Source organism: Pseudomonas sp. B8(2017), assembly GCF_002113575.1.
In the GTDB taxonomy this organism is placed as follows: domain Bacteria; phylum Pseudomonadota; class Gammaproteobacteria; order Pseudomonadales; family Pseudomonadaceae; genus Aquipseudomonas; species Aquipseudomonas putida_Z.
The window spans coordinates 1-21,122 of record NZ_NEIO01000033.1 but is presented as its reverse complement, the minus strand read 5'-3'; the positions used below and the strand labels follow the sequence as shown (position 1 = coordinate 21,122).

The window sequence follows — 21,122 nt, the reverse complement described above, 5'->3', positions numbered from 1 at the left end:
GCAGCGTCTTCACTGCCTGGAACCGCGTCATGATGGATATCGCTGTGCTTTCCGTGTTCGCCTTCGCCGCTGGGCTGATCGACGCCGCCGTAGGTGGCGGTGGGCTGATCCAGATCCCGGCCTTGTTCAACGTGCTGCCCACCGCGCAACCGGCGGCATTGCTCGGTAGCAACAAGCTGGCGTCGGTGTGTGGCACGGCCTTCGCTGCGCGTTCGTTCATCCGCAGGGTGACGCTGGACTGGGGGTTGATCGTGCCGGCCGCGCTCAGTGCCTTCGTCATGTCGTTCGCCGGTGCCGCCACGGTGTCGCTGGTGCCGCCCAGCGTGATGCGCCCGGCGGTACTGGTGCTGATCGTGCTGATGGCCATCTACACCTTCTGCAAGAAGGACTTCGGCACGCTGCACAAACCCACAAGGATCGGCCGCAAGGAGCAGTGCCTGGCGGTGCTGATCGGTGGTGCGATCGGCTTTTACGATGGCCTGTTCGGGCCGGGCACCGGCAGCTTCCTGATCTTCCTGTTCATCCGCTTCTTCGCTTTGGACTTCCTGCACGCCTCGGCGTCGGCCAAGGTGGTGAACATCGCCACCAACCTGGCGGCGCTGGTGTTCTTCGTGCCATCAGGCAATGTGCTGTACGCCATCGCCTTGCCCATGGCGGCTTGCAACATCCTCGGCGCGCTGACCGGTACCTGGCTGGCGGTGCGCAAGGGCGCGGGCTTTGTGCGTGGGTTGTTCCTGGTGCTCTTGTGCGTGCTGATCGCCAAGTTGACGTGGGACCTGCTGGGTGGCTAGTTCACATCGCCTGGCGTTGTGGCTCGGCCTGTTCGACGCGATTGCGGCCATGGGCCTTGGCGCGGTACAGCGCCTGGTCGGCGCGTGCCAGCAGTTCATCGAGGGTGGGGGCCGGCATGTCGGCGGCACAACCGGCCAGGCCGATACTGACGGTAATCTGCAGGGACTGGCCGGCCTGCATCACATGCAGGTCCTGCACCGCGCGGCGCAGGCGCTCGGCAGTGAACTTGGCCCGATCTGGCGCGAGGCCCGGTAGGACCACGACAAATTCCTCGCCGCCCAGGCGAGCGAACAGTTCACCATCGTGCAACTGGTCCTGCAGGGTGCCGGCGAACTGGCGCAGCACCTGGTCACCGACCGCATGGCCGTGGGCATCATTGATCGACTTGAAGTGGTCGATATCCAGCATCATCAGGGTCAGCGGCAGCGCCTGGGCGTGTTGCTGGCGGCTTTCCAGCAGCGCGTTGGCGCGGCGGGTGAAGGCGCTGCGGGTGAGCACGCCGGTGAGGTGGTCGATGGTGGCCTGATGCGCCAGGCGGGCCATCAGGCTGCGGTTGGCCTGGCTGACGCAGGCCACCACCAGCGGCCCGAGCACCAGCATGGCGATGCCCAGGCGCGCCGACATCAGCGTGGTTACCCCGGGCTCGCTTTGCGGCACGCTGAAATGCATGAGGTTTTGCGCCACCGCCACGATCAGCGTACTGCCGGCGGTGAGTGTCAGCAGTGAGACCAGGAACGGTGAATAAGTCCAGGCGCACCACAGCAGCGCGGCAATCGGGAAGGCAATGGCCCCGGGGCCGCCGAAGGCAATGCTGGACGCCAGCGAGGCCAGCAGCATCAACAACGGCGCCAGGCGGATGGCCTGGGCGCCACCGCGCACCAGGGCTCGCGCCGAGGGCGCCGTCAGCAGCACTGGCAGCACCAGCACGCTGGTCGAGAACTGTTCACTGAACCAGGCCAGCCAAGTGGCGCGCAAGGACTGTTCGAACCACGGCGCGGCCATTGCCGCCGCCATGCTGGCCGCCACTATCGCCCCGGCGGCACAGGCGCCGAACACGCTGAGCACGCCGTGGGGGGTACGCATGCGCCGGTGCAGGCGCGGCAAGCGCGAGAGCAGCAGCCAGAGGGTGACCACCACGCCCAGGTTGCACAGGTTGAACCACAGGGCCGGTACCCAGGCGCTGCCACACAGCAGGTCGGCGCCGACCATGGCCAGCCAGACCAGGGCAAAGCCCGTCAGCGTGGCCTGGCGGGGGTAGCGCAGCAGCACGCCGGCCAATACCGCGTTGACCGGCCAGAACAGCGACAGGGATTCGATCGGGCGGGCGAGGATGCCGCCCAGCGTCAGGGCGAAGGTCAGGCCGAGTAGAACGACGTAGTGCAACAAGCGCGATTGGGCTGGAAAAACCATGGGCTCGACCGGCAAAGCGGAAACGAAATCCAGGACAACGGCTTGAAGCACCTGGGGCAATTGCGCATAAGTGTGTTTCGTCAGAGGACTTGATGTCAATCTGCCGCGATCGGTCGAGATAATGCCAAATTGCCTTCATTCAAGATGTGTCACCTCACAGCCCGAAGAACCATGGCACCATTAACACGGTTACCAGCATCACCAGTACGGTGAACGGCACGCCGACTTTGACGAAGTCGGCGAAGCGGTATTGTCCCGGGCCCAGTACCAGCGTGTTGACCGGCGATGACACCGGCGTCATGAACGCCGCCGAGGCGGCCAGCGCCACGGTCATGGCAAACGGGTAGGGCGACATGCCCAGCTGCGTGGCGGTGCTGACGGCCACGGGGGCCATCAGTACTGCAGTGGCCGTGTTGGAGATGAACAGGCCGATCACCGCCGTGACCGCGAACAGGCAGGCGAGGATGGCGCTGGGGCCGGCACCGCCCAGCACGCTGACCAGGCCGCCCACCGCCATGTCGATGCCGCCGGTTTTCTGCAGTGCCTGGGCAAAGGGCAGCATGCCGACGATCAGCACCAGGCTTTGCCAGTGGATGGCCCGGTAGGCGCTGTTCATGTCGATGCAGCGACCTGCGCCCATCAGCAGGCAGCCGATCAGGGCGGCAATCACATTGGGTACCGCGCCGCTGACCATCAGCCCGACCATCACCGCCAGGCTCAGCAGCGCCTGTGGTGCGCGGGTGCGGGCGGGCGCGACCATGTCGATTTCCGCGGGCAGGCTCAGTACCAGGAAGTCCTTGGGCTTGCCTTGCAACTGGCGCACGGCTTTCCACGGGCCGACTACCAGCAAGGTGTCGCCCAGGCGCAGCTTTTCTTCCACCAGCTGTTCTTCGATCGCCACCTGCTCGCGACGCAAGCCCACCACGTTGAGGTCGAAGCGAGTGCGGAAGGCCAGTTCGAGGATGCTCTTGCCGAGCAGTTTCGAGCCTGGTGGCAGCAATACCTCGGCCATGCCCAGCTCCTGGGACTGGTCGATGAAGTAGGCGGCCTTGAAGTGCAGCGGCTCCAGTTGCATGGTCTGGCACAGGCTGCGCAGGTCGTCGCGGTTGGCGAACAGGTCGAGCAGCAGCACATCGCCCTGATGCAGCACGGTGCTGGAGTCGGCGGCGATCACCCGCGTGGTGAACTTGTGCTGGCGCTCGATACCGATGACGTTGGCGCCATGCCGGGTGCGCAGCTCCAGCTCGCCCAGGGTATGACCGATCAGCGGCGAGTGGGGGCGGATGCGCAGGCGCCGTTCGCGGCCGTTGAGTTTGTAATCCAGCACCAGGTCCAGCAGGGTGCGGCGGCTTTCCACGCGGCCGTCCTTGCGCACTTCGCCATTCAGCCAGTGCCGGGTCAGCAGCATGTAGCCGATGCCAAGCACCAGTACCACCAGGCCGAACGGGGTGAAGCTGAAGAAGCTGAAGCCCGCTTCGCCATGGCGCACCAGTTCGCTGTGCACCACCACGTTCGGCGGTGTGGCCACCAGGCTGAGCATGCCGCTGATCAGGCCGGCGAAAGCCAGCGGCATCATCAGGCGGGCGGGTGATAGCTGCAGGCGTGCGGCGATGCTCAGCACCACCGGAATGAAAATGGCTACCACGCCGGTGGAGCTCATCATCGAACCCAGCCCTGCCACGGCCACCATCAGCAACACCAGCAGGCGCGCCTCGCTGTTGCCGGCCCGCTCGCTCATCCATTCGCCGATACGGTAGGCAATGCCGGTGCGCACCAGGCCTTCACCGATCACGAACAGGGCGGCGATCAACACCACGTTGGGGTCACTGAAACCGGCCAGCGCCTGCTCCACGGTGAGAATGCCCGACAGCGGCAGGGCGAGGATCACCAGCAGCGCGACCACGTCCATGCGCGGGCGGTTGATGACGAACAGGGTGATGACGATGGCCAGCAGGCCGAGGACCCAGAGCAGCTCTTGGTTCATGGGGAGGGGGTGTTCCTTCACACGGGGGCACGATAGACAGTAGCAGCCAGTGTGCCGGATTGCGGTGAAGGGTGTGTTGATGTGCTGCAACAAAAAGGGCCGCTAGGCGGCCCATCGCTGGCAAGCCAGGCTCCCACAATGACTGCGCATGGCTTGAGGTCAATGCGGTCGAGGTGGGAGCTGGCTTGCCGGCGATGGGCTGCGCAGCCCCTCAGGTCACCGGATCAGTGACGGTGACGGCGGTGCTTGCCGTTGTTGTCGCCCAGGTGGTTGCCGATGGCACCACCGGCTGCGCCACCCAGGCCAGCGCCCACGGTGGAGCCGGTCTTGCCGCCTACCGCGCCACCCAGCAGCGAACCGCCGGCCGAACCCAGGCCACCGCCGATGGCGGCTTCGGTACGGTTGCCCTTGCGTGCACCTACCGCACTGCCGGCTGCGCCGCCGAGGCCGGCGCCGATGGCCGCCCCCGTTTTGCCGCCGATCTGTTGACCGACAACGTTACCCAGAACACCACCCAGGCCACCGCCAATGGCGGCGGTACCGTCACCGGCGAAAGCGCCCTGGCACAGCAGCAGGCCAAGGGCAAGGGAAGGCAGAGTCAGACGCATGATACGAACCTCAAAGGAATCATCAGGTTAAGGTGCCGCGCAACGGGCGGCGGGCCAGGGTTGAAAAAGACGCTTCAGCGGTAGTAGCGGTCACCACGGTATTGACGATTGTCATCATCGTCGTCGCGGTCATGCCGATGGTGGTGGCGATGGCCACGATCGCGATCACGGTCACGCCAGCCATCGTCGTCGTCATGGTAGCGATGGCTATGGCACCCTGCGGTCAGCAGGACAACGGCAATCAGCGAAAGGCTTGCAAGACGGGTCATCACGATATAGGTCCTTGATCCGCAAAGGTTTACGGCACACCCTCTGAGACTGGAAAGGATCCATTTGGTTTCGCTGGCAGGCAAAAATTTGTCGTGCCAGCGATGAGCGGCGGGGGAAATGTGGAATCAGTGGGTTGGCTGAATTGCCAGCACCACGCCGTTGGTGATCTGCACCAGCACGTAGCGCCCCCCCATGTTTACCCAGTGGCTTTCCTTTTCCGGCGCTGGCAGGCCCTTGGTTTTCCAGTCCTTGATTGCCTGGTCATCGCGTTTGTACTGGTCGGGTGCCTTGTCGCCGACCTTGAGCTCGCGGTTGTGGGTTTCTGGCGCGGTGATGCTTTCTTCGCCGGAGGGGGCTGCGGTGGCAGCGAGGGGCAGGCAGGGAAGGGCGGCGAACAGCAGGTAGTGCAATTTCATGACGTTCTCCTTGTGGCGGAATGCCTTATCTGCGACAGCCACCTGCGCGTGACAATTCACTCGCGATGCTTGCCAGTGCTAGAGTCGCCTTCTTTTTTACCCTGAGGATGGAACATGCGTGCGATTCTGCCGATGGCCGCGGCGCTGATGCTGGTCGGTTGTGCTTCTGCGACCATGGAAACGGCCCGCGGCGGCAAGCCGACCACGCAGCTCGACTCGCACAAGGCGCCGGAACTGGTGGCCCAGTGCATCCAGTTCAGCTGGCAGGAAGAGAAGGTGTTCGGTGACGACGCCAGTGGTTATCTGGAACCACGCAAGCAGGGTGGGTTCACGGTGTATACCCGTGAAGCCGAGGCGTTCGTGGATGTGTACCCGCAGGCGGGTGGGGCGCGGGTGGATTACTACGCGCAGAAGAACGACGGTGTGGCCCTGCAGCGCCGGGCGGCGGCGGCGACCTGCCTGTAACGGCTGGCGACTTGGCAGGGGCTCTGTGGGGTCGGGTGGGAACGGGCGCGCCCGCGAACACCGGCGTAGCCGGTGCCAGCCAGCGCGTTGTTTCTTCGCGGGCACGCCCGCTCCCACAGTGACCGCGCGAGCTTTACAATTTTTAGCAAGGCAGTCCTGTCGCAGGGAGATTGGTGGAGGCTAGCATGAGCCCCCACGAATCAAGGAAGACACCATGGACCGCTCACTGCAACTCAACCGCGCCAGCTGGGATGAACGTGCCCCGCTGCACGCTGCTTCCAACGACTACGAAGTCGAACGGCTCGTCCAGCATCCCGAACACCTTTCCGAAACCGTACGCTTCGACCTGCCGTTGCTTGGCAATATCGACGGGCTCAACGCCGTCCATCTGCAGTGCCACATCGGTACCGATACCCTCTCGCTGGCGCGCCTTGGCGCCAAGGTCTGTGGCCTGGACTATTCCGCGGCTTCGCTGGCCGAGGCGCGGGCGCTGGCCCAGCGCTGTGCGGCACCCATCGCGTATGTCGAGTCTGACGTCTACGCCGCCGACAAAGTGTTGCCGGCCGGCACGTTCGACCTGGTCTACACCGGCATCGGCGCGCTCTGCTGGCTGCCTCGCATCGAGCCGTGGGCGCGTACAGTCGCGGCCCTGCTGAAGCCGGGCGGGCGGTTGTTCCTGCGCGACGGGCACCCGATGCTGATGGCAGTCAACGAAGACCACCAGGACCGCCTGCAACTCGAATACCCGTATTTCGAGCACGAAGAACCGACGGTGTGGCACAACGACCAGACCTACGTCGAAACCGAGCAGCGCCTTTCCCACACCGAAACCCACGAGTGGAACCACGGCCTGGGCGAGGTGATCAGCGCCTTGCTGGCCCACGGCCTGCAGCTGACCGCCCTGGTCGAGCACCAGAGCATCCCCTGGGAGGCGCTGCCGGGGCAGATGGTCAAGGGCGACGACGGTGAATATCGCCTGCGCGAGCAGCCCGCACGCCTGCCCCTGAGCTACACCCTGGTTGCAGTAAAAGCCTGATCAGGACAGGTAACCACCGTCGACATTGAGTGCGGTACCGGTGGTGTAGCTGGAAGCATCGCTGGCCAGGTACAAGACGGCGCCGGCCATTTCCTTGGGGTCGGCCACGCGCTTGAGCGGGATCTGCTGCAGCGCGGCATTGAGGATGGCGTCGTTCTTCACCAGTGCCGAGGCGAACTTGGTGTCGGTCAGGCCTGGCAGCAGGGCGTTGCAGCGGATCCCGAACTGCGCGCACTCCTTGGCGAAGACCTTGGTCATGTTGATGACTGCCGCCTTGGTCACCGAATAGATGCCCTGGAACAGGCCGGGTGAAACCCCGTTGATCGACGCCACGTTGATGATGCTGCCGCCACCATGCTCGCGCATCAGCTTGCCGGCCTCGACCGACATGAAGAAGTAGCCACGGATGTTCACGTCCACGGTCTTCTGGAAAGCCCCTGGGTCGGTATCCAGTACGTTGCAGAACTGCGGGTTGGTAGCGGCGTTGTTGACCAGGATGTCCAGCCGCCCGAATTGTTCGCGGATGCCGGCGAACACTTGCTGGATCTGCTCCAGTTCACCGATGTGGCAGGCCACCGCCGTTGCCTTGCCACCGGCGGCGATGATGGCGTCAGCCACCTGCTGGCAACCGTCGAGCTTGCGGCTGGACACGATCACATGGGCACCTTGCTGGGCCAGCAGGTGGGCGATGGCCTCGCCGATGCCACGGCTGGCGCCGGAAACGAATGCAATCTTGCCGTCGAGGTCGAACAGGTGGGTCTTGGACATGCTGTTTTCCTTGTTATCCGTCGTCGAGGTCGGGGCTCAGAGGCTGGACTTGGCGATGACCTGCAAGGTCATCTGCTCCAGCAAGCGGTTCATGTGGATGAACTGGGCGAAGCGCTTGTCCTGGGTCTGGCCGTGGTAATAGCGGTAGTAGATCTGCTGGACGATGCCGGCCAGGCGGAACAGGCCATAGCAATAGTAGTAATCGAAGTTGTCCAGGCGGATGCCGGCGCGCTCGGCGTAGTAATCGACGAACTGGCGGCGGGTGAGCATGCCCGGTGCGTTGCTCGGCTGGCGACGCATCAGCTGCACCGGCGCCGGGTCGTCGGCCTCGATCCAGTAGGCCAGGCTGTTGCCCAGGTCCATCAGCGGGTCGCCGAGGGTGGCCATTTCCCAGTCCAGCACACCGATGATGCGCATGGGGTTGTCGGCATCGAGGATTACGTTGTCGAAACGGTAGTCGTTGTGCACGATGCCGGGCCGCGGGTGGTCGGCGGGCATTTTCTCGTGCAGCCACGCGGTCACCTGTTCCCAGCGCGGGGCGTCAGGGGTCAGGGCCTTTTCATAGCGGCTGGTCCAGCCCTCGATCTGGCGCTGCACATAGCCTTCCGGTTTGCCCAGGTCGGCCAGGCCGCAGGCGTTGTAGTCCACCTGGTGCAGTTCCACCAGGCGGTCGATGAAGCTTTTGCACAAGGCCTCGGTGCGGTTGGCGTCAAGGTCCAGCTCGGCCGGGATGTCCGAGCGCAGGATGATGCCCTTGACCCGTTCCATCACGTAGAACTCGCCGCCGATCAGGCTGCTGTCGGTGCAGTGCACATAGGCCTTGGGGCAGTAGGGGAAGCCGCTGTTCAGCTGGTTGAGGATGCGAAACTCGCGGCCCATGTCGTGGGCTGACTTGGCCTTCTGCCCGAACGGTGGACGGCGCAGCACGAAGTCGCGGCCCGGGTAGCTGACCAGGTAGGTAAGGTTGGAGGCGCCGCCAGGGAACTGGCTGATGCTCGGCAGGCCATCCAGGCCGGGGATGTTGGCTTTGAGGTAAGGGTCGATGACAGCCGCGTCGAGTTCTTCGCCGGGGCGTACCTGGGTGGACTGGTCGGTGAGCGTCATGCGTTTTCCTTATTCTCGATCGCAAGGACTATTGGCTAATCTAATGGTCCGCCGGGGATGGGACAAGCGTGCCAGATGCCATATAGGTGAGGGTGTTGCTGCCTGATCAACTGCCTTGATGAAGCGACTGCCGCTATCGCCGGCAAGCCAGCTCCCACAGGTACAGCGACAACCTCGAGTGCAACGCTGTACCTGTGGGAGCTGGCTTGCCGGCGATAGGGTCCGAACAGGCGGGCAAAAAAAAACCGAAGCCGGTCAGGCTTCGGTTTTTTGATCATCCGCTATTTCCAGCCCTCAGGACGGGAACAGCTCGCTGAGCTTCATCGACAGCATCATGTCGCCTTCAACGCGCAGCTTGCCGCCCATGAATGCCTGCATGCCGTCGGTTTCGCCGCTGACGATACCCTTCAGGGTTTCGCTGTCCATTACCAGGGTGCAGTTGGCATCCGGGTTTTCGCCTTCCTGCAGATCGCAGGTGCCGTCCTTGACGATCAGCGCGTAGTGCTTGTCTTCGTCGGTGATGTTGAAGCCGAACACCAGGTCCAGGCCGGCGGCAGCGGATGGGTTGAACTTCTCTTGCATCTTTTTGACGGCATCAGCTACGGAGGTCATGGCGCATTCCTTATAGAGTGATTTACACGTCCCCGCAGGGACACAACAAGCCGGGCTCATCGATAGGTGACAAGCTCCGGCGCCCTCAACAGCTGCACATGGGCCTGGCTGTTGAAGGAAGCCAGTGCCACGTCGCGGCCGCGGAACTTCAGCTGGCTGAGCGACGTGTTGATGATCTGCCAGTTCAGCGCGAACGCCTGGCCGGGGGTAATACGGGTAACCAGGTGGAGCAGGGCGGCAATGGTGCCGCCCGAGGTGAAGATGGCGATATTGTCGCCGCTACCGGCGGCATCCAGTACGCGCTGCAGGCCGCCTTGCACGCGGGCGGTGAACGCCTGCCAGGTCTCCAGGCCATCGTCGGCATGTTCGCCATCGTGCCAGCGCTGCACCATCAGTGCGAACAGGCGCTGGAACTCGCTGCGGTGCTGCGCGCCATTGCGCAGGATGTGCAGGGCGTCGGGCTCCTGCGGCAGCAGCCCGGGCAACAAGGCGCGGATCACACCATCGGCATCGAACTCATTGAATGCTGCATCGGTCTCAACAGCCGGCACCGGGCAGCCATTGGCGTGCAATGCATCCAGGGCCAGGCGCGCGGTATCCTGCTGGCGGCGCAGGTCGCCTGCCACGCAGCGGTCCAGCCTTACACCGAGCTGGGCCAGGTGCTCACCCAGGGCCTGGCTCTGGCGCACGCCCACGGGCGAGAGGACATCGTAGTCATCGGCGCCGAAGGAGGCTTGGCCATGTCGGATCAGGTAGAGGTTGCCCACGAAAGGTTCCGGCCTGTTGGAGGTTGCTGCGAGGTTAGGATGCGGCACACGGGCTGTCAACGAAAAAACATACAAGCGTTTGAAAAGGTTGTTTGAAAGGTGTTGCCAGCGTTTGCCACGGCTGGCAGCACCTCAGGCGCAACGGTATGCTTGCTACAGTTACGCGCCGTAGTGGCGCAAGTCTTTAAGGAGTCAACGTGGAGTTTCTTGCTGAATACGCAAGCTTTCTCGCCAAAACCGCCACCCTGGTCATCGCCATCCTGATAGTGCTGTCGGCCATCGCCGGGCTGCGCGGCAAGGGGCGGCGCAAATCGGGTGGGCAATTGCAGGTCACCCGCCTGAACGAGTTCTACAAGGATCTGCGCGAGCGTCTGGAATCCGGCCTGCTCGACAAGGCCCAGCTCAAGGCCCTGCGCAAGCAGCAGGCCAAGGCGGAAAAGCGGCAGAAGAAGGGCAAGGCCGAGGAAAAGGGCCGGGTCTTCGTGCTGGACTTCGATGGCGACATCAAAGCTTCTGCCACCGAAAGCCTGCGCAACGAAATCACCGCGCTGCTGACCCTCGCCACCCCGCGTGACGAAGTGGTGCTGCGCCTGGAAAGCGGTGGCGGCCTGGTGCACAGCTACGGCCTGGCCGCATCGCAGCTGGCGCGCATTCGCCAGGCCGGCATCCCGTTGACCGTGTGCATCGACAAGGTGGCCGCCAGCGGCGGTTACATGATGGCCTGCATCGGCGAGAAGATCGTCAGCGCACCGTTCGCCGTACTGGGTTCCATCGGCGTGGTAGCGCAGCTGCCCAACGTCAACCGCCTGCTGAAGAAGCACGACATCGATTTCGAAGTGCTGACCGCCGGTGAATACAAGCGCACCCTGACCGTGTTCGGCGAGAACACCGAGAAGGGCCGGGAGAAGTTCCAGGAAGACCTGGACATCACCCATCAGCTGTTCAAGGACTTCGTTGCCCGCTATCGTCCGCAGCTGCACATCGACGAAGTGGCCACCGGCGAAGTCTGGCTGGGCGTCGCGGCACTCAACCGCAAGCTGGTAGACGAGCTGCAGACCAGCGACGAGTACCTCAGCGAACGCGCGCGCAACGCCAACCTGTTCCACCTGCACTACGCCGAACGCAAGAGCCTGCAGGAGCGAATCGGCATGGCTGCCAGTGGCACCGTGGAGAACACAGTGGTGGGCTTGTGGAGTAAACTCGGCCGTCTGCGCTAACACCTTGAACCCGTTGAAATTTTTTTTCGTTCAGGGGGTTGCAAGGTTAAAGGAATGAAGACATAATGGCGCCCATCGAAACGCAGCAAACTTTGAAAAAGGTTCGGCGTTTCAAGGAGATAGCGAAGCGCAAGCTGCTAGATCCGACCTTTGAGGCCGAGTAGCAAAGTGGTTATGCTCCGGATTGCAAATCCGTCTACGCCGGTTCGATTCCGACCTCGGCCTCCACCATTCGAAAGCCCCGCAGATTAACGTCTGCGGGGTTTTTCTTTGTGCGCAGAAAACCCGGATCGTTTCCGCATCTTTAGGCATCGTTTCCGCATCAGCCCGCTACTTGGTCGGGCTGACCACCTCGCCGACGCGGCGATAAACGCGCTTGGTGATTTCCTCCTTGGAGTGCCCAAGCAGCCGGCTGGCGTGGCTGATGTCCTCGATTTCCGACGCTGCCTTCGGTCGAATATCGCGGAACTGGAACTGCCGAACCTTCGTGGCCAGGTCTGTGTTGCCATCGGCGGTCAGCTTCCGAGCTGCCTTGTCACGCGCTTCGCTGAAGCGGTTCCTCAGCATTTCCCAACTCATACGCAGGCCTGAGTCGTTGGTAATGAGGCGTGAGTTGCGCACACCTTGAAGCTTGCGGCGCTCGAGCAGCGCCTCGATGAACAGGCCGAGGCCGGTCAGTTCGCCGTTGACGTGCCGCCGGATGCGCAACTTCTTGTCGGTCTTGTTCTGGTCGACCCACAGGTAGTCCTCGTCCAGGTCGACGGTGCTGAACTTCAGGGTGTCCGCAGGGCGCTGGCCGGCCAGGTAGGCCAGGTCCATGGCATCCTTCAGGCCCTGATCGCCTTCGGCATACACCGCATCCCAGATTTCGTCAGCCGCGTAGAAGTCGCGCACCTTCTCTTTGTTGCGGCGAACCGCCAGGCATGGGTTGCGCTCGGCAAACCCCCATTCCATGGCCATGGTAAAAACGTGCGAGAGCAGGGCGATTTCCCGGTTTGCCCGGGTTTTTGCGCTGCGGGCGTCCCGGTACTGGGCGATTACCGGCGGGCTGATGGCCTCGATGGGCGCGTCAGCGAACGCCTTGCGCAGGCGCTCCAGCTCGTACTTGTTGTCCTTCTGCGTGCGTGGCGACTTGCCCGGGATGATGTCCCGCTCGTACCGGTCAAACAGCTCGCCCATCGTCGCCATCACTTTCGGCTTCGCCTTATGCTCCAGGCGCGCCCATTCCAACTTGGCCTCTGCGAGGTCAGTCCCCAGCGGCACTTCCTGCCGCTTCCCGTCTGCATCCCTCCCATCGTAGTAGTACCCAACCCACAACTTGCCGCTTTTCAGCTTGCGGACCCGCCGCAACATCCGCGGCGGCAGGTCCTTGTTCGATGCCTTCCTGGTGCGCATCTGTTACCCCACGCGCGATAAGTCCAATGTCCATGTTTCAGCCGTGGCATTCGTTGCCGTTGGCTTGACGCCTGCCATCTTGAGTCGGGCATACACCCGACCGACAATGGGCCGCCTGGCCCGGGTGAGCGTGTACTGCCAGCCGTTATTGGCCAGCCACGCGATCTGTTTGCTCGGGAGCTGGTAGCCGGTCACCCGCACCACCTCTTCCTCATCGAGAAACTCGCTTGCATGTTCCATGGGATGGTCTCCACGCCGCCGGTGGCGGCAGGTTCTTGTTCAGGCGGGAGTCTTTTCGAGCACTGTGTCGGCGACTTTGAGTGCAGTCTGGGCGTCGTTGACGTAGGCCGGATCGAAGCCCCCGGCGTAGTGGATGACGCGCTGGCAGGCGTGCAGTTCTTTGCGCGCCAGGCGCAGCGCCTGGGTCAGTTCATCCTGCAGCGCACCTTCGGCGCGGCCGATATCCCAGAACTCTCTGCCCCAATGGCCTTCCGGCGGCGGGTTGCTGTTCTGCTTGCCGAACGCCATCGCCGAGCTTGTAGTGGACGAGGCCGCGGCAGAACGCGACAAGCGCGGTGGGTCCGTAGCTCCAGGCCTCAGCGCCCGCTGGCCCGCCGCTGTAGCAGGCGTCCTCGGCCAGTCCGTGAAAGTGCTGGGCGCTACCGTGGTGCTTGTCGATCAGCGGACCGCCAACCGCCCAGTTTTCGTACGGGTCGAAGCGAGCATCGTGCACGATCACCTCGCCGGTGTAGCGGACGAATACCCGCCAAGGCACCCCGTTATAGCCTGGCGGTGCCAGCCTAACGTCCAGACCTTCCGCCTTGCCGACAGCCCATGCCAGTTGCTCGCCTACAAGGTTGGCGGTCTTCACTTCGATCATGTCGGTCATGGCGCCACCTTCAACGCAGCTTCTCGCTTTTCGAATTGCTCCCGGGCATGCCGCTCGCGTGCCTCATACACCCGGAGGCATTTCTTGCAGGTGACCTCTTTCGGCCGGTCTGAGCCGTCCATGTCTTCGCCGGCCTGGTTGCATGCGATCTGGCAGTCGTGATCGTCGAAGCAGCCAAAGTGCGAGACCAAGTGAATTACCTTGCTCACATCTGATACCTCTCATCAATCCAGCGCCCAGGCGCCAGAGCGGGTGTAGGTTCGGGTTGGGTTTCGTGCGGGGAGAGCTGGCGCTCGTTGCCAGCCTGCAGCTGGCTGTCGGGGATGCAGCTGATGCCGACCCCATTCAGCAGGTAGCAGGTGACGCCGCGCTGGCTGTCGTGTTGCACGTCGATGACGTTCTCTTGGGGCTGAGGTGCTGCGCTGGCACCGGTGGCCAGCAGCAGGAGGCAGAGGGCGAGGCGGGTCATGCCGCCACCTTGTGGCGGATCCACACGCAAATAGGGCCGTCTTCGGTGTCGTGGATCGAGAAGGTGAACCAGCCATCACCGACCGGCTTGCTTGGCTGCCAGGGCGTGCAGTCATTGTCGCCGCCGGCGTCGAGCCATTCCGCATTCAGTTCTTCCGGGCCGTCGTTTTCCATCTCGACCACGCAGTACTCCAGGCCTTGGTCGCCGAACCAGCTGAACGGAAGCGCGCATTCGTCGCCGTCGTCCGGCCAGGCCGGGTGGGTCCAGAAGCTGTATTCATCGCGCTCAACCTGCAGCGGCTGGATCAGTTGCTTTTCTTCAGGCATGACTTCGTCCTTGGCCGCCATATCGCGGCAGTCAGTTGTACAAGGGGTTGGGTTCGGTTCAAGAAAATCGGCCGGTGGTCCGATTCAGTTCTCAAACTAGGATTCCGCGGTTGCGTGCCACCTGGCCTTAGCTATGGTGAGAGTTCACCCGTGGCATACAACTAAAGTCGTAGGAGGTCGACATGAGGATTCGCGGTGAAGTTTTCTGGCAATGGGCTGATCCTTCGCTTCACCACCGCACTCATGACGAAACCCTTAGCGATGGAACGCACATAGATGTCCAGGTGCGACTGTCGCGGGCAGGTAACACGCAGATGTTCATTGGGGTCTATGCCGCGAGTGGCATGGCCCTTCATGAAGAAGCGTTCGACTCCCGTCCCGGTGAATCCATGACCAGGGCTTTGGCCTGGGGAGTAGGGCGGGCTCGCCGCATTGCTACAGACACTCCCCCAAAATTCGACAAGGTCGCCTGCTCGGGATAGGGGAAAGGGTTACAGCTGGGCAGAGTACAAATGTTCTCCTGTCGTTTCTGCTAACTTGACGCCGAGTCGACCTGTTCGAATAGTTTCCTGCACGCCTTTTTCTTGCAGCGCATTTCGACCGGCTTATCCTTCGCCAAGCCTTCATCACGAACGTCCAGCATGTGGCTGCATGCAGCGCATCCGTTGGGGAGGAGCGCGTGGTAGACGAGTGTGCTGATGCCGTCCCCAAGCATCCCGGCTCTTACGGCATGAGCTGCTGGCGAACTGGCCTCTACATGGCCACAGCTGCATTCTCCAGGCTTGTAGTCGTCGAGGGCTTTACAGTTGAGCTTGTGCCCGTTGACCGTCGGTGGCGCTGACGCGCGCTGGAACATCGTGACGTTGTGCACTCGCGGCTTAGACTTTGGCAACCCGATATCGCCTGCACCGGTCATCGGCCCAACCGGAATCATGGGCAGCCCAGTCGCCACCGCATCCCTCTCTGCCTCTTCTTTGGTCCACCAGAAGGCAGTACCAACCATCCAGGCTATAGGCTCGGGGTGGGGCTGCGGCTCTGCGTGCGTTTCGCGGTAGCCGGCCAGGAACAGTAGGTAGTCGCTGTGGGTGCGTGGGTCTTCGAAGCCGGTGCTGTCCTTGCGCAGCTCTGCCTCGCTCAGGCCGAGCGGGTTGAGCCTGATGAACACATCGCGTGGGTCGGTGTTGCTGGATCGGTTTTCTGTGGGCATGAAGTGTTCCTTGTTGCGAGGGTAGTGCAAGAGTTAAATTATTGTTTCGAGCAATTTGGGGCGGAGTGTAATTAGCAAGATATGTGGAATTTTAAGTTGGCTTTAAGCGGTGCAGCTTTTATAGTTGGGCTCGTTTTAACAGTGGTTGCGGGTGTTGAAGGTCGCTACTGGGGGGCTGCTGGGTGCTTTGCAGCAGGCCTCGCGTTCGCATTCACAATTCTTCTCTATGATGGCTATGTCAATACTGAGTTTGGAATTGCTTCAGTATTTGCTATCGCACTAACATTGTTTTCGACCCTTGAAGCCTTTACATCCAGCCCCTTAGTTGATAGGCAGGAAGGAGATGCTCAAGCTGAATTCATTTCACAACTTTTGCAGTTAGAGGGCGGGTCCGCTCATCTAAACTCCACAGAAAGAAAGCTCGTCACTGAGGCGCTAAAGTCATGCGTAACACAGGGCTGGCGAGATGGGTTGGATTTGACAATAAGCGCACAGAAGGCTTTGTACTTCGGCCCAGCCCTAACGCTTCTTGATGAGGCAAATGCAGCATTTCAGGATGGACGGCCGCTTCGCTGCCTCGATTACTATCGAGAATTACGTCGAACACAGCCTTCGCTGTTCATGAGGATGGAACGGCGACACCCATGGCTTTTAGAAACAAAACCGAGTTGATTGGCCATTGTTCATCTCCCGTGGGCATGGAAATACCTCAAGGGAGACGTTCAAGTTGTTGTTGTATACGTCGGCCGATCCAGCGGACGACGAAGACGGCCTTGCTGTTGCCGATCGCCTTGTAGCGCGGGCCGTCCGGGCATTCGTCGGCGGACTTGCCGCGATAGGGGATTTGGGTGTGATCGCCAGGGAAGCCCTGGAGCCATTCGCACTCGCGCGGGGTTAGCCGACGCACGTGGGCGTTTGCCTGGACCGCTTGCACTTCCGCCCGAGCTTCGAGGGTGTAGGCGTGGTCGGCCTGAACTCCTACGCCATCTGGCCCGCTGGAGGGATTTCCACGGAGTGCTCCGGCCTGAATTGCGTGGGCGATGATCGGCTGACCGCGCCCAGTACCATCTTCACTGGCGTCGAAGCCTTCGGCCTTCAGCGTATGAGTTACCTCGCCAGTGACGCACACCGCGACCTGGCCGCCGGCGTTGGGGTGGCTGGCGCCGTGACTCATGGCTCGAAGTGTTGGCGCGAGGTGCCCGGCGTCGGCGCCGTGAGGGGCGCTGGAGGGCGCTGTTCTGGCTCTGCGCAAGACGGGTTACCGAGGATGAGAAATAGCCACGGCCCAGCGTTCAAGAAGGCCGTGATCGAGCTTGGTGAGTGCCCTTTGTGCCGAGGGAGAGCGGTCACTCAGGGAGTGTTTCACGAACTGCCATGCGACCACTGGTATGCCTCAGGCTGGGTAATTGCTGCAACCGGCGAGGCCTTGGCTCTGGATGAGCTGGTGACCCAGCTCAGCATGAGACTGCAGGCTGCGAAACGGCAGATTGAGCAGTTGAAGAACTCTCAAGCGTCCAGGCCTGAGGCGGTATATCAGAGAAGCAACCGGCGCGGCGCCGGAGGAACTAATTTCACAGGAGACTAAATGTCATGATGATTCGAAAACCAGCCGGAAGGCCAATGGGAGATACTGAATTTTTGCTGGAACAGTGGGGGTGGTGGCGCTTGGATGGTTCTGGTATTCCATTATATACTTCCCCAGCATTATCGCTGATGAATTTAGCGCTGCCTCATACTGGCAAAAAAACTACCTATTGTATAACGGATGAATTAGCACTGAAGATAGATAGAGCTGTAGCGAAACTTTGTAAGCGGGATCAGCAAATGGGAGACATAGTGTGGCTATATTATGGGATGAAATGGCCTATGATGCGGGTGGCTAAATATTATGGCGTCAGCGAAGGTAAGGCACGGGAGCTAGCCAGGGCTGCTGTGGCTTGGGTTGATTGTGCCGCAGGAACTTGTGAAATTGCCGCCTAGTAGCCCTTCTTCAAAGGGCGGCAGCAAAGCTGCCACCCTTTAACACATTAAGCTGCGTTCATAAGGCCTCTAAGTGAAGGACGTATGGCTCTTTCGATACGTTTTCTTCTTATGCCTTTCGCCTTGTTTTTTTCTTTGTCCATCAAGATTATTACCTCTTTGATCCAAGAGAGTTCCTTCTGCAGGTTTCCTGAAAGTTGTCCTGATGTGTATCTTTGCTCAAGCCCTCTTGATACGCCTTCCCAATTTTCGGGCCGGGATCCCATCCACTCTTGGATGAAGTCACTTGGTTCAATGTTCGCAAGAACCGGTATGGATGCAAAAGTATTACCGCCACTAAATGTTAAGCTGATCTCGCTTGCGAACTTATCGCCATTTGTTGATATCAGCCCAAGAAGATATTTTGCATGCTCAGGTAATTCTCTAGTGGCCGCGGTTTGTTGAGCGGACCTTAAGTGCTGAACGATTCTGTCGAAATGCGGTTTGTAGTCTTCCTCTACCCAATAACCATAACCGTTATGTGCATAAATAAAACCCTCGCCCCAGAGAGAGTCAGGGCCTGAATAGGGCTCTAATCTCTTTTGGTCAAGTAGATCGTCAAGATATATTTTGCATGCGGTCTCGGTGCTGTCATAATCGCCTGGAACTAATTCCATTTGAGTGAGGAGGAATCGTAAAGCAAATAAATGAAGGAGTTCCCCAGGCAGAGTCAAAGCTCGCTCATTGAATTGTTCTATGAGTTTCGACGCCGCTGCATTTGATTCTTTGTCGCTGATGTTGTCGAAGTTGATGAATGCCACCCAGGCTGGAAGATCTGCTGTTTGAGTGAAGTATATCGATTCTTCAAGAGTGCTTCGAATGTCATCTTGAGAATAATAGCCCTTGATTAAAAGGTTGACTAGGTCTTTATCTTTTAACAAGTTGCTTGTAAGATCGACGGTGGTGTATCTACTGTTCGCGACTGAAATGGCCGAGGGCTGGGTATTCTCTCTGGAAGCTCGTATCTGATAACTTATTACAGCATCATAGCGTTTGGTTAAAGAGTCCTCACCTAGTCGTCCTGATCGTACCTCGAGTGATAGAGCAAGAAATAGGCCAACTAGCTCTGGTATCGCCTCAGTGTGTTGCTTGTGTTTGTCACTTAGTAGATTTAAAAGGCGGGAAAGATCTTCTATGGAATGTTTCAGAATGCGGAGTGAATGAGTGTCGGATTGTTTGAAAATACCAAGAATAGTTTCTTTTAGATTGTGAAGGATGTTTCGATTTTTATCGTCGGAAATTTTTAATATGAAGCTGTCGAAGGCTTGGCTGGTTTGTGGAATAATCTCTATTGTTTGACCGAAAACCTTTTCTTTAGTCTGGCTTAGATCATCGGTAATTTTTTTGTCATGAGCCAGCACGATGACTCTGCATTTATGATGTTCAATGTACTTGTTGAAAATGCCAAAAAGCTCTGTGGTTTTTAGGGTGCTACGCTCTAGGTCATCAAATATAAGTATTTTGCTAGAATCTATCTCATCTTTTAGAATAGCTTTTGCAATGTTGGATATCAGTCCGCCGAACCCTATGGGACCTACTGTTGCTCCATTTGTGGACTCTGCAAGTTCTTTGGAGAAAGCTTTTGTAGGAAACATTTTTGCATAAACAGAGGAATATATCTCGTCGGTGGAGTGGGTGCCAAAAAGGCTTACATAGGTGTATTCTTCTTTATCTAGAATCTGGGTGATCTGATGAGTTTTTCCAGAGCCCCAGTTTCCGGTGATGAGTACTGCATAACCGGGGTCGGTTAGTGTTTTGTAATAATCAATATAGTTTTTGAGATGAGTATTATGCTCATCTAGTTGATGTCTCGTATTGCTGCAGTTGTCGTTCATTGCCGCATCCTTGGTTCGTTATGAGCGCCGCTGGAAACAAAAAAAGTAAATTTTACCGACTTTGCGTAGAAAAAACACTTTTCCGCGCGGAATGGCTGTGTTTTTATAGCAGCGTGTCCAGCTTGCAACGTCACGCAACTTCATATTTGCACGGTTAAAAATACAGAGAAATGCGTGTACTGGAGAGCTAGGAGGGGGATGCTGGTCACCCAATGCCGTGCGCCTGCTGACCCACAACGTACTCAGTCTCTGGGTACGCGATCCAATGCTCTAAAGTCCAGTCAGGAAAGGTCGGGCAGCTCCGACACCAAGCATTTAATTTAATGCTCGCCTCGATGGCGGGCTTTTTCCGTTCTGGAGTATCAATGGACCCGACCGACCTCGGCTCAGGCACAGCCACCTGGCTGGGCGGTAGTGGCATCGTTCTCACCGGCGCGCTTCTATGGGTACGCCGTTTTCTCTCTAAAGATGCAGCCGATCGCGCTATGGACACGGCCGACATTGGTACCGTCCGCCGATTGAACGATCTGCTCGATTCTGAGCGCGAGGCCCGCAAGCTTGCAGAGGCTCGAGCAGACCAGTTCGCCAAAGAACGCAATGACCTAGCCGCCATGGCTGGAAGGCTCGAGGGCAAAATTGAGGCCCTGACGAGTCAGGTCGGTCAGCTCACTGATCGGGTTACTGCGCAGAGCGAAGAAATCGCGAGCCTTCGCGGGAAGCTTGGAGGTGCTTTCTGATGGACAGATGTGCATTGGAATTCATCGCTCGTCGCTGGTTGCGACGCGCTGAGGTTTGGATCATTGCTTTGCTGTTGGCAGCAGGCGGTGCAGCCTTGGGCCGGCAATCTGCCTACTGGTCCATGTCCAGTACCCAGGCGAACCAGTTGAAGCAGATCCGAGATGCTCACGATGCCGCGGTGGTTGAGCGAGATCATCGACTCGATGAGCTGACACGCCTCACCGACAGCGCTGCGGACAAAGCCTCAAAGTTGGCTGCTGACAAGGTCGATAACGGCGGCAATCGAGCAACATGATCGTGAGTTTGGAGACCAATCCAGCTGAGCGCAGTCCAGAGCCTTGAAGGGGCCCTTACACGGCACGCTGCCGGGGCTTAAAAATCGATTCCAAAACTCAACGAGCGACCCTTGCCGCATGCGGCCTGTAGCGGCGCCGTTTGGTCTTAGTTTTGGAACCGATTTTCCCGTGCGGCCACTGCCTAATCTGGCTTCTTACCACGGTCTTGAAAACCGCTGACTAGGCGCGAAAAACAGTTCCGCAACTCCTGCTATGCCCCTTGATTTTAAAGGGCTGCAGCGAAGCTAGAAATGATTCTATGCGGAACTGATAATCGCCTAAGCTACTGAAATTCAAGGAAATGCAGGGCGGATTGCAAATCCGTCTACGCCGGTTCGATTCCGACCTCGGCCTCCACCATGATCGTGTCCCGGGAAGTGGTGTAACTGAACCAGCCGAAGGCGCCCTGCGGGCGAAAGAGGATGGTCATCGTGGTTCTTGGCTAACGTTGAGTTTGCGA

The 21,122-nt window shown here is 59.8% G+C and carries 27 protein-coding genes, 1 tRNA gene and 2 pseudogenes; 11 read left to right on the top strand and 19 right to left on the bottom strand.

Translation table 11 applies throughout. From position 1 onward, the window contains the following. Window positions 1-29 precede the first annotated feature (29 nt). Window positions 30-791, top strand: a complete 762-nt coding sequence (locus CAG22_RS26125) for a TSUP family transporter (RefSeq protein WP_015270913.1) — start codon at window positions 30-32, stop codon at window positions 789-791. Between the two features lies 1 nt (window position 792). Here CAG22_RS26125 and CAG22_RS26120 read toward each other — a convergent pair whose 3' ends face one another. The 5 genes from CAG22_RS26120 to CAG22_RS26100 all read right to left on the bottom strand — a co-directional run bounded on the left by CAG22_RS26120 (window position 793) and on the right by CAG22_RS26100 (window position 5,480). After that, window positions 793-2,217 (bottom strand): GGDEF domain-containing protein, encoded by a 1,425-nt coding sequence (locus tag CAG22_RS26120; RefSeq protein ID WP_085706468.1) that lies wholly within the window; start codon window positions 2,215-2,217, stop codon window positions 793-795. Window positions 2,218-2,356: 139 nt separating this feature from the next. Beyond that, window positions 2,357-4,186 carry an SLC13 family permease gene (locus CAG22_RS26115; protein WP_085706467.1) on the bottom strand — a complete coding sequence of 610 codons (1,830 nt, stop codon included), beginning with the start codon at window positions 4,184-4,186 and terminating at the stop codon, window positions 2,357-2,359. A gap of 224 nt (window positions 4,187-4,410) precedes the next feature. Then, complete coding sequence (locus CAG22_RS26110) at window positions 4,411-4,794, bottom strand: glycine zipper domain-containing protein (RefSeq protein ID WP_025339704.1); 384 nt, start codon at window positions 4,792-4,794, stop codon at window positions 4,411-4,413. 74 nt (window positions 4,795-4,868) lie between these two features. Then, complete coding sequence (locus CAG22_RS26105; protein ID WP_085590806.1) at window positions 4,869-5,063, bottom strand: hypothetical protein; 195 nt, start codon at window positions 5,061-5,063, stop codon at window positions 4,869-4,871. A gap of 126 nt (window positions 5,064-5,189) precedes the next feature. Then, the gene (locus CAG22_RS26100) at window positions 5,190-5,480 is read right to left on the bottom strand and encodes an RcnB family protein (RefSeq protein ID WP_025339702.1); all 291 of its coding nucleotides are present in this window, start codon (window positions 5,478-5,480) and stop codon (window positions 5,190-5,192) included. 114 nt (window positions 5,481-5,594) lie between these two features. On the opposite strand from CAG22_RS26100, the gene CAG22_RS26095 reads away from it, so the two are divergent. Together CAG22_RS26095 and CAG22_RS26090 are read left to right on the top strand one after the other, a co-directional pair. Further along, window positions 5,595-5,945, top strand: coding sequence for a hypothetical protein (locus CAG22_RS26095; protein ID WP_085590808.1), 351 nt, complete (start codon window positions 5,595-5,597; stop codon window positions 5,943-5,945). Window positions 5,946-6,159: 214 nt separating this feature from the next. Beyond that, window positions 6,160-6,981 (top strand): bifunctional 2-polyprenyl-6-hydroxyphenol methylase/3-demethylubiquinol 3-O-methyltransferase UbiG, encoded by an 822-nt coding sequence (locus CAG22_RS26090; RefSeq protein ID WP_085706466.1) that lies wholly within the window; start codon window positions 6,160-6,162, stop codon window positions 6,979-6,981. On the opposite strand, the gene CAG22_RS26085 is transcribed toward CAG22_RS26090, so the two are convergent. The 4 genes from CAG22_RS26085 to CAG22_RS26070 all read right to left on the bottom strand — a co-directional run bounded on the left by CAG22_RS26085 (window position 6,982) and on the right by CAG22_RS26070 (window position 10,232). After that, a complete protein-coding gene (locus tag CAG22_RS26085; protein ID WP_015270905.1) occupies window positions 6,982-7,749 on the bottom strand; it encodes an SDR family oxidoreductase in 768 nt (255 codons plus the stop codon). It abuts the gene before it with no gap. A gap of 36 nt (window positions 7,750-7,785) precedes the next feature. Beyond that, window positions 7,786-8,853: a phosphotransferase family protein gene (locus CAG22_RS26080; RefSeq protein ID WP_085590812.1), complete on the bottom strand. Its 1,068-nt coding sequence runs from the start codon at window positions 8,851-8,853 to the stop codon at window positions 7,786-7,788. A 294-nt stretch (window positions 8,854-9,147) separates the two neighbouring features. Beyond that, window positions 9,148-9,465, bottom strand: coding sequence for an SCP2 sterol-binding domain-containing protein (locus CAG22_RS26075; RefSeq protein ID WP_003257405.1), 318 nt, complete (start codon window positions 9,463-9,465; stop codon window positions 9,148-9,150). 56 nt (window positions 9,466-9,521) lie between these two features. After that, window positions 9,522-10,232, bottom strand: coding sequence for a histidine phosphatase family protein (locus CAG22_RS26070; protein WP_075045628.1), 711 nt, complete (start codon window positions 10,230-10,232; stop codon window positions 9,522-9,524). 197 nt (window positions 10,233-10,429) lie between these two features. Between CAG22_RS26070 and sohB the strand changes: the two genes are divergently transcribed. After that, window positions 10,430-11,449 carry a protease SohB gene (gene sohB, locus CAG22_RS26065; RefSeq protein WP_023662815.1) on the top strand — a complete coding sequence of 340 codons (1,020 nt, stop codon included), beginning with the start codon at window positions 10,430-10,432 and terminating at the stop codon, window positions 11,447-11,449. Between the two features lie 154 nt (window positions 11,450-11,603). Continuing rightward, window positions 11,604-11,677, top strand: a tRNA-Cys gene (locus CAG22_RS26060). A 102-nt stretch (window positions 11,678-11,779) separates the two neighbouring features. Here the strand turns inward: CAG22_RS26060 and CAG22_RS26055 are convergent. The 7 genes and pseudogenes from CAG22_RS26055 to CAG22_RS26025 all read right to left on the bottom strand — a co-directional run bounded on the left by CAG22_RS26055 (window position 11,780) and on the right by CAG22_RS26025 (window position 14,528). After that, window positions 11,780-12,844 carry a tyrosine-type recombinase/integrase gene (locus CAG22_RS26055; RefSeq protein ID WP_085590816.1) on the bottom strand — a complete coding sequence of 355 codons (1,065 nt, stop codon included), beginning with the start codon at window positions 12,842-12,844 and terminating at the stop codon, window positions 11,780-11,782. Window positions 12,845-12,847: 3 nt separating this feature from the next. Further along, entirely contained in the window at window positions 12,848-13,084 is a 237-nt protein-coding gene (locus CAG22_RS26050) for a DUF4224 domain-containing protein (protein WP_054903680.1), read from the bottom strand. Between the two features lie 39 nt (window positions 13,085-13,123). Beyond that, window positions 13,124-13,375, bottom strand: a pseudogene (locus CAG22_RS26045) (hypothetical protein); the annotation flags it as partial. Continuing rightward, on the bottom strand, window positions 13,275-13,733 hold the full coding sequence (locus CAG22_RS26040) for a phage protein NinX family protein (RefSeq protein ID WP_085706465.1): 459 nt from the start codon (window positions 13,731-13,733) through the stop codon (window positions 13,275-13,277). The gene CAG22_RS26040 and the pseudogene CAG22_RS26045, both read right to left, overlap by 101 nt. Continuing rightward, the gene (locus CAG22_RS26035) at window positions 13,730-13,942 is read right to left on the bottom strand and encodes a hypothetical protein (RefSeq protein ID WP_085706464.1); all 213 of its coding nucleotides are present in this window, start codon (window positions 13,940-13,942) and stop codon (window positions 13,730-13,732) included. Before CAG22_RS26035 ends, CAG22_RS26040 begins: the two co-directional genes overlap by 4 nt. Then, the gene (locus CAG22_RS26030) at window positions 13,939-14,202 is read right to left on the bottom strand and encodes a hypothetical protein (protein ID WP_085706463.1); all 264 of its coding nucleotides are present in this window, start codon (window positions 14,200-14,202) and stop codon (window positions 13,939-13,941) included. Before CAG22_RS26030 ends, CAG22_RS26035 begins: the two co-directional genes overlap by 4 nt. Next, window positions 14,199-14,528: a hypothetical protein gene (locus tag CAG22_RS26025; protein WP_085706471.1), complete on the bottom strand. Its 330-nt coding sequence runs from the start codon at window positions 14,526-14,528 to the stop codon at window positions 14,199-14,201. The genes CAG22_RS26030 and CAG22_RS26025 overlap by 4 nt, the downstream gene beginning before the upstream one ends. A 182-nt stretch (window positions 14,529-14,710) precedes the next feature. Between CAG22_RS26025 and CAG22_RS28835 the strand changes: the two genes are divergently transcribed. Next, window positions 14,711-15,010 carry a hypothetical protein gene (locus tag CAG22_RS28835; RefSeq protein WP_085706462.1) on the top strand — a complete coding sequence of 100 codons (300 nt, stop codon included), beginning with the start codon at window positions 14,711-14,713 and terminating at the stop codon, window positions 15,008-15,010. Between the two features lie 50 nt (window positions 15,011-15,060). Here CAG22_RS28835 and CAG22_RS26015 read toward each other — a convergent pair whose 3' ends face one another. Beyond that, entirely contained in the window at window positions 15,061-15,735 is a 675-nt protein-coding gene (locus CAG22_RS26015; RefSeq protein ID WP_085706461.1) for a hypothetical protein, read from the bottom strand. 96 nt (window positions 15,736-15,831) lie between these two features. Here CAG22_RS26015 and CAG22_RS28390 point away from each other — a divergent pair, with 96 nt between their 5' ends. Continuing rightward, window positions 15,832-16,407 (top strand): hypothetical protein, encoded by a 576-nt coding sequence (locus tag CAG22_RS28390; RefSeq protein WP_139833530.1) that lies wholly within the window; start codon window positions 15,832-15,834, stop codon window positions 16,405-16,407. Window positions 16,408-16,444: 37 nt separating this feature from the next. Here CAG22_RS28390 and CAG22_RS26010 read toward each other — a convergent pair. Then, a pseudogene (locus CAG22_RS26010) lies at window positions 16,445-16,963 on the bottom strand (DNA cytosine methyltransferase); the annotation flags it as partial. Between the two features lie 39 nt (window positions 16,964-17,002). Between CAG22_RS26010 and CAG22_RS28830 the strand changes: the two are divergent. Both CAG22_RS28830 and CAG22_RS26000 read left to right on the top strand, forming a co-directional pair. Further along, window positions 17,003-17,320: a hypothetical protein gene (locus tag CAG22_RS28830; RefSeq protein WP_085706460.1), complete on the top strand. Its 318-nt coding sequence runs from the start codon at window positions 17,003-17,005 to the stop codon at window positions 17,318-17,320. Between the two features lie 5 nt (window positions 17,321-17,325). Then, on the top strand, window positions 17,326-17,715 hold the full coding sequence (locus tag CAG22_RS26000; RefSeq protein ID WP_170929340.1) for an antiterminator Q family protein: 390 nt from the start codon (window positions 17,326-17,328) through the stop codon (window positions 17,713-17,715). Window positions 17,716-17,762: 47 nt separating this feature from the next. Here the strand turns inward: CAG22_RS26000 and CAG22_RS28385 are convergent, their stop codons facing one another. After that, window positions 17,763-19,589, bottom strand: a complete 1,827-nt coding sequence (locus tag CAG22_RS28385) for a P-loop NTPase fold protein (protein ID WP_139833529.1) — start codon at window positions 19,587-19,589, stop codon at window positions 17,763-17,765. Window positions 19,590-19,954: 365 nt separating this feature from the next. Between CAG22_RS28385 and CAG22_RS25995 the strand changes: the two genes are divergently transcribed. Both CAG22_RS25995 and CAG22_RS25990 read left to right on the top strand, forming a co-directional pair. Continuing rightward, window positions 19,955-20,326, top strand: coding sequence for a chemotaxis protein (locus CAG22_RS25995; protein ID WP_085706459.1), 372 nt, complete (start codon window positions 19,955-19,957; stop codon window positions 20,324-20,326). Beyond that, window positions 20,326-20,622 carry a hypothetical protein gene (locus CAG22_RS25990; RefSeq protein WP_085706458.1) on the top strand — a complete coding sequence of 99 codons (297 nt, stop codon included), beginning with the start codon at window positions 20,326-20,328 and terminating at the stop codon, window positions 20,620-20,622. Before CAG22_RS25995 ends, CAG22_RS25990 begins: the two co-directional genes overlap by 1 nt. Window positions 20,623-21,122 lie beyond the last annotated feature (500 nt).

Coding starts and splice junctions, on each gene's coding strand:
- CAG22_RS26125 (WP_015270913.1), top strand. CDS start 30: ATGATGGATATCGCTGTGCTTTCCGTGTTCGCCTTCGCCGCTGGGCTG.
- CAG22_RS26115 (WP_085706467.1), bottom strand. CDS start 4,186: ATGAACCAAGAGCTGCTCTGGGTCCTCGGCCTGCTGGCCATCGTCATC.
- CAG22_RS26110 (WP_025339704.1), bottom strand. CDS start 4,794: ATGCGTCTGACTCTGCCTTCCCTTGCCCTTGGCCTGCTGCTGTGCCAG.
- CAG22_RS26105 (WP_085590806.1), bottom strand. CDS start 5,063: ATGACCCGTCTTGCAAGCCTTTCGCTGATTGCCGTTGTCCTGCTGACC.
- CAG22_RS26100 (WP_025339702.1), bottom strand. CDS start 5,480: ATGAAATTGCACTACCTGCTGTTCGCCGCCCTTCCCTGCCTGCCCCTC.
- CAG22_RS26095 (WP_085590808.1), top strand. CDS start 5,595: ATGCGTGCGATTCTGCCGATGGCCGCGGCGCTGATGCTGGTCGGTTGT.
- CAG22_RS26090 (WP_085706466.1), top strand. CDS start 6,160: ATGGACCGCTCACTGCAACTCAACCGCGCCAGCTGGGATGAACGTGCC.
- CAG22_RS26085 (WP_015270905.1), bottom strand. CDS start 7,749: ATGTCCAAGACCCACCTGTTCGACCTCGACGGCAAGATTGCATTCGTT.
- CAG22_RS26080 (WP_085590812.1), bottom strand. CDS start 8,853: ATGACGCTCACCGACCAGTCCACCCAGGTACGCCCCGGCGAAGAACTC.
- CAG22_RS26075 (WP_003257405.1), bottom strand. CDS start 9,465: ATGACCTCCGTAGCTGATGCCGTCAAAAAGATGCAAGAGAAGTTCAAC.
- CAG22_RS26055 (WP_085590816.1), bottom strand. CDS start 12,844: ATGCGCACCAGGAAGGCATCGAACAAGGACCTGCCGCCGCGGATGTTG.
- CAG22_RS26050 (WP_054903680.1), bottom strand. CDS start 13,084: ATGGAACATGCAAGCGAGTTTCTCGATGAGGAAGAGGTGGTGCGGGTG.
- CAG22_RS26040 (WP_085706465.1), bottom strand. CDS start 13,733: ATGACCGACATGATCGAAGTGAAGACCGCCAACCTTGTAGGCGAGCAA.
- CAG22_RS26030 (WP_085706463.1), bottom strand. CDS start 14,202: ATGACCCGCCTCGCCCTCTGCCTCCTGCTGCTGGCCACCGGTGCCAGC.
- CAG22_RS26025 (WP_085706471.1), bottom strand. CDS start 14,528: ATGCCTGAAGAAAAGCAACTGATCCAGCCGCTGCAGGTTGAGCGCGAT.
- CAG22_RS28835 (WP_085706462.1), top strand. CDS start 14,711: ATGAGGATTCGCGGTGAAGTTTTCTGGCAATGGGCTGATCCTTCGCTT.
- CAG22_RS26015 (WP_085706461.1), bottom strand. CDS start 15,735: ATGCCCACAGAAAACCGATCCAGCAACACCGACCCACGCGATGTGTTC.
- CAG22_RS28830 (WP_085706460.1), top strand. CDS start 17,003: ATGAGAAATAGCCACGGCCCAGCGTTCAAGAAGGCCGTGATCGAGCTT.
- CAG22_RS26000 (WP_170929340.1), top strand. CDS start 17,326: ATGATGATTCGAAAACCAGCCGGAAGGCCAATGGGAGATACTGAATTT.
- CAG22_RS28385 (WP_139833529.1), bottom strand. CDS start 19,589: ATGAACGACAACTGCAGCAATACGAGACATCAACTAGATGAGCATAAT.
- CAG22_RS25995 (WP_085706459.1), top strand. CDS start 19,955: ATGGACCCGACCGACCTCGGCTCAGGCACAGCCACCTGGCTGGGCGGT.
- CAG22_RS25990 (WP_085706458.1), top strand. CDS start 20,326: ATGGACAGATGTGCATTGGAATTCATCGCTCGTCGCTGGTTGCGACGC.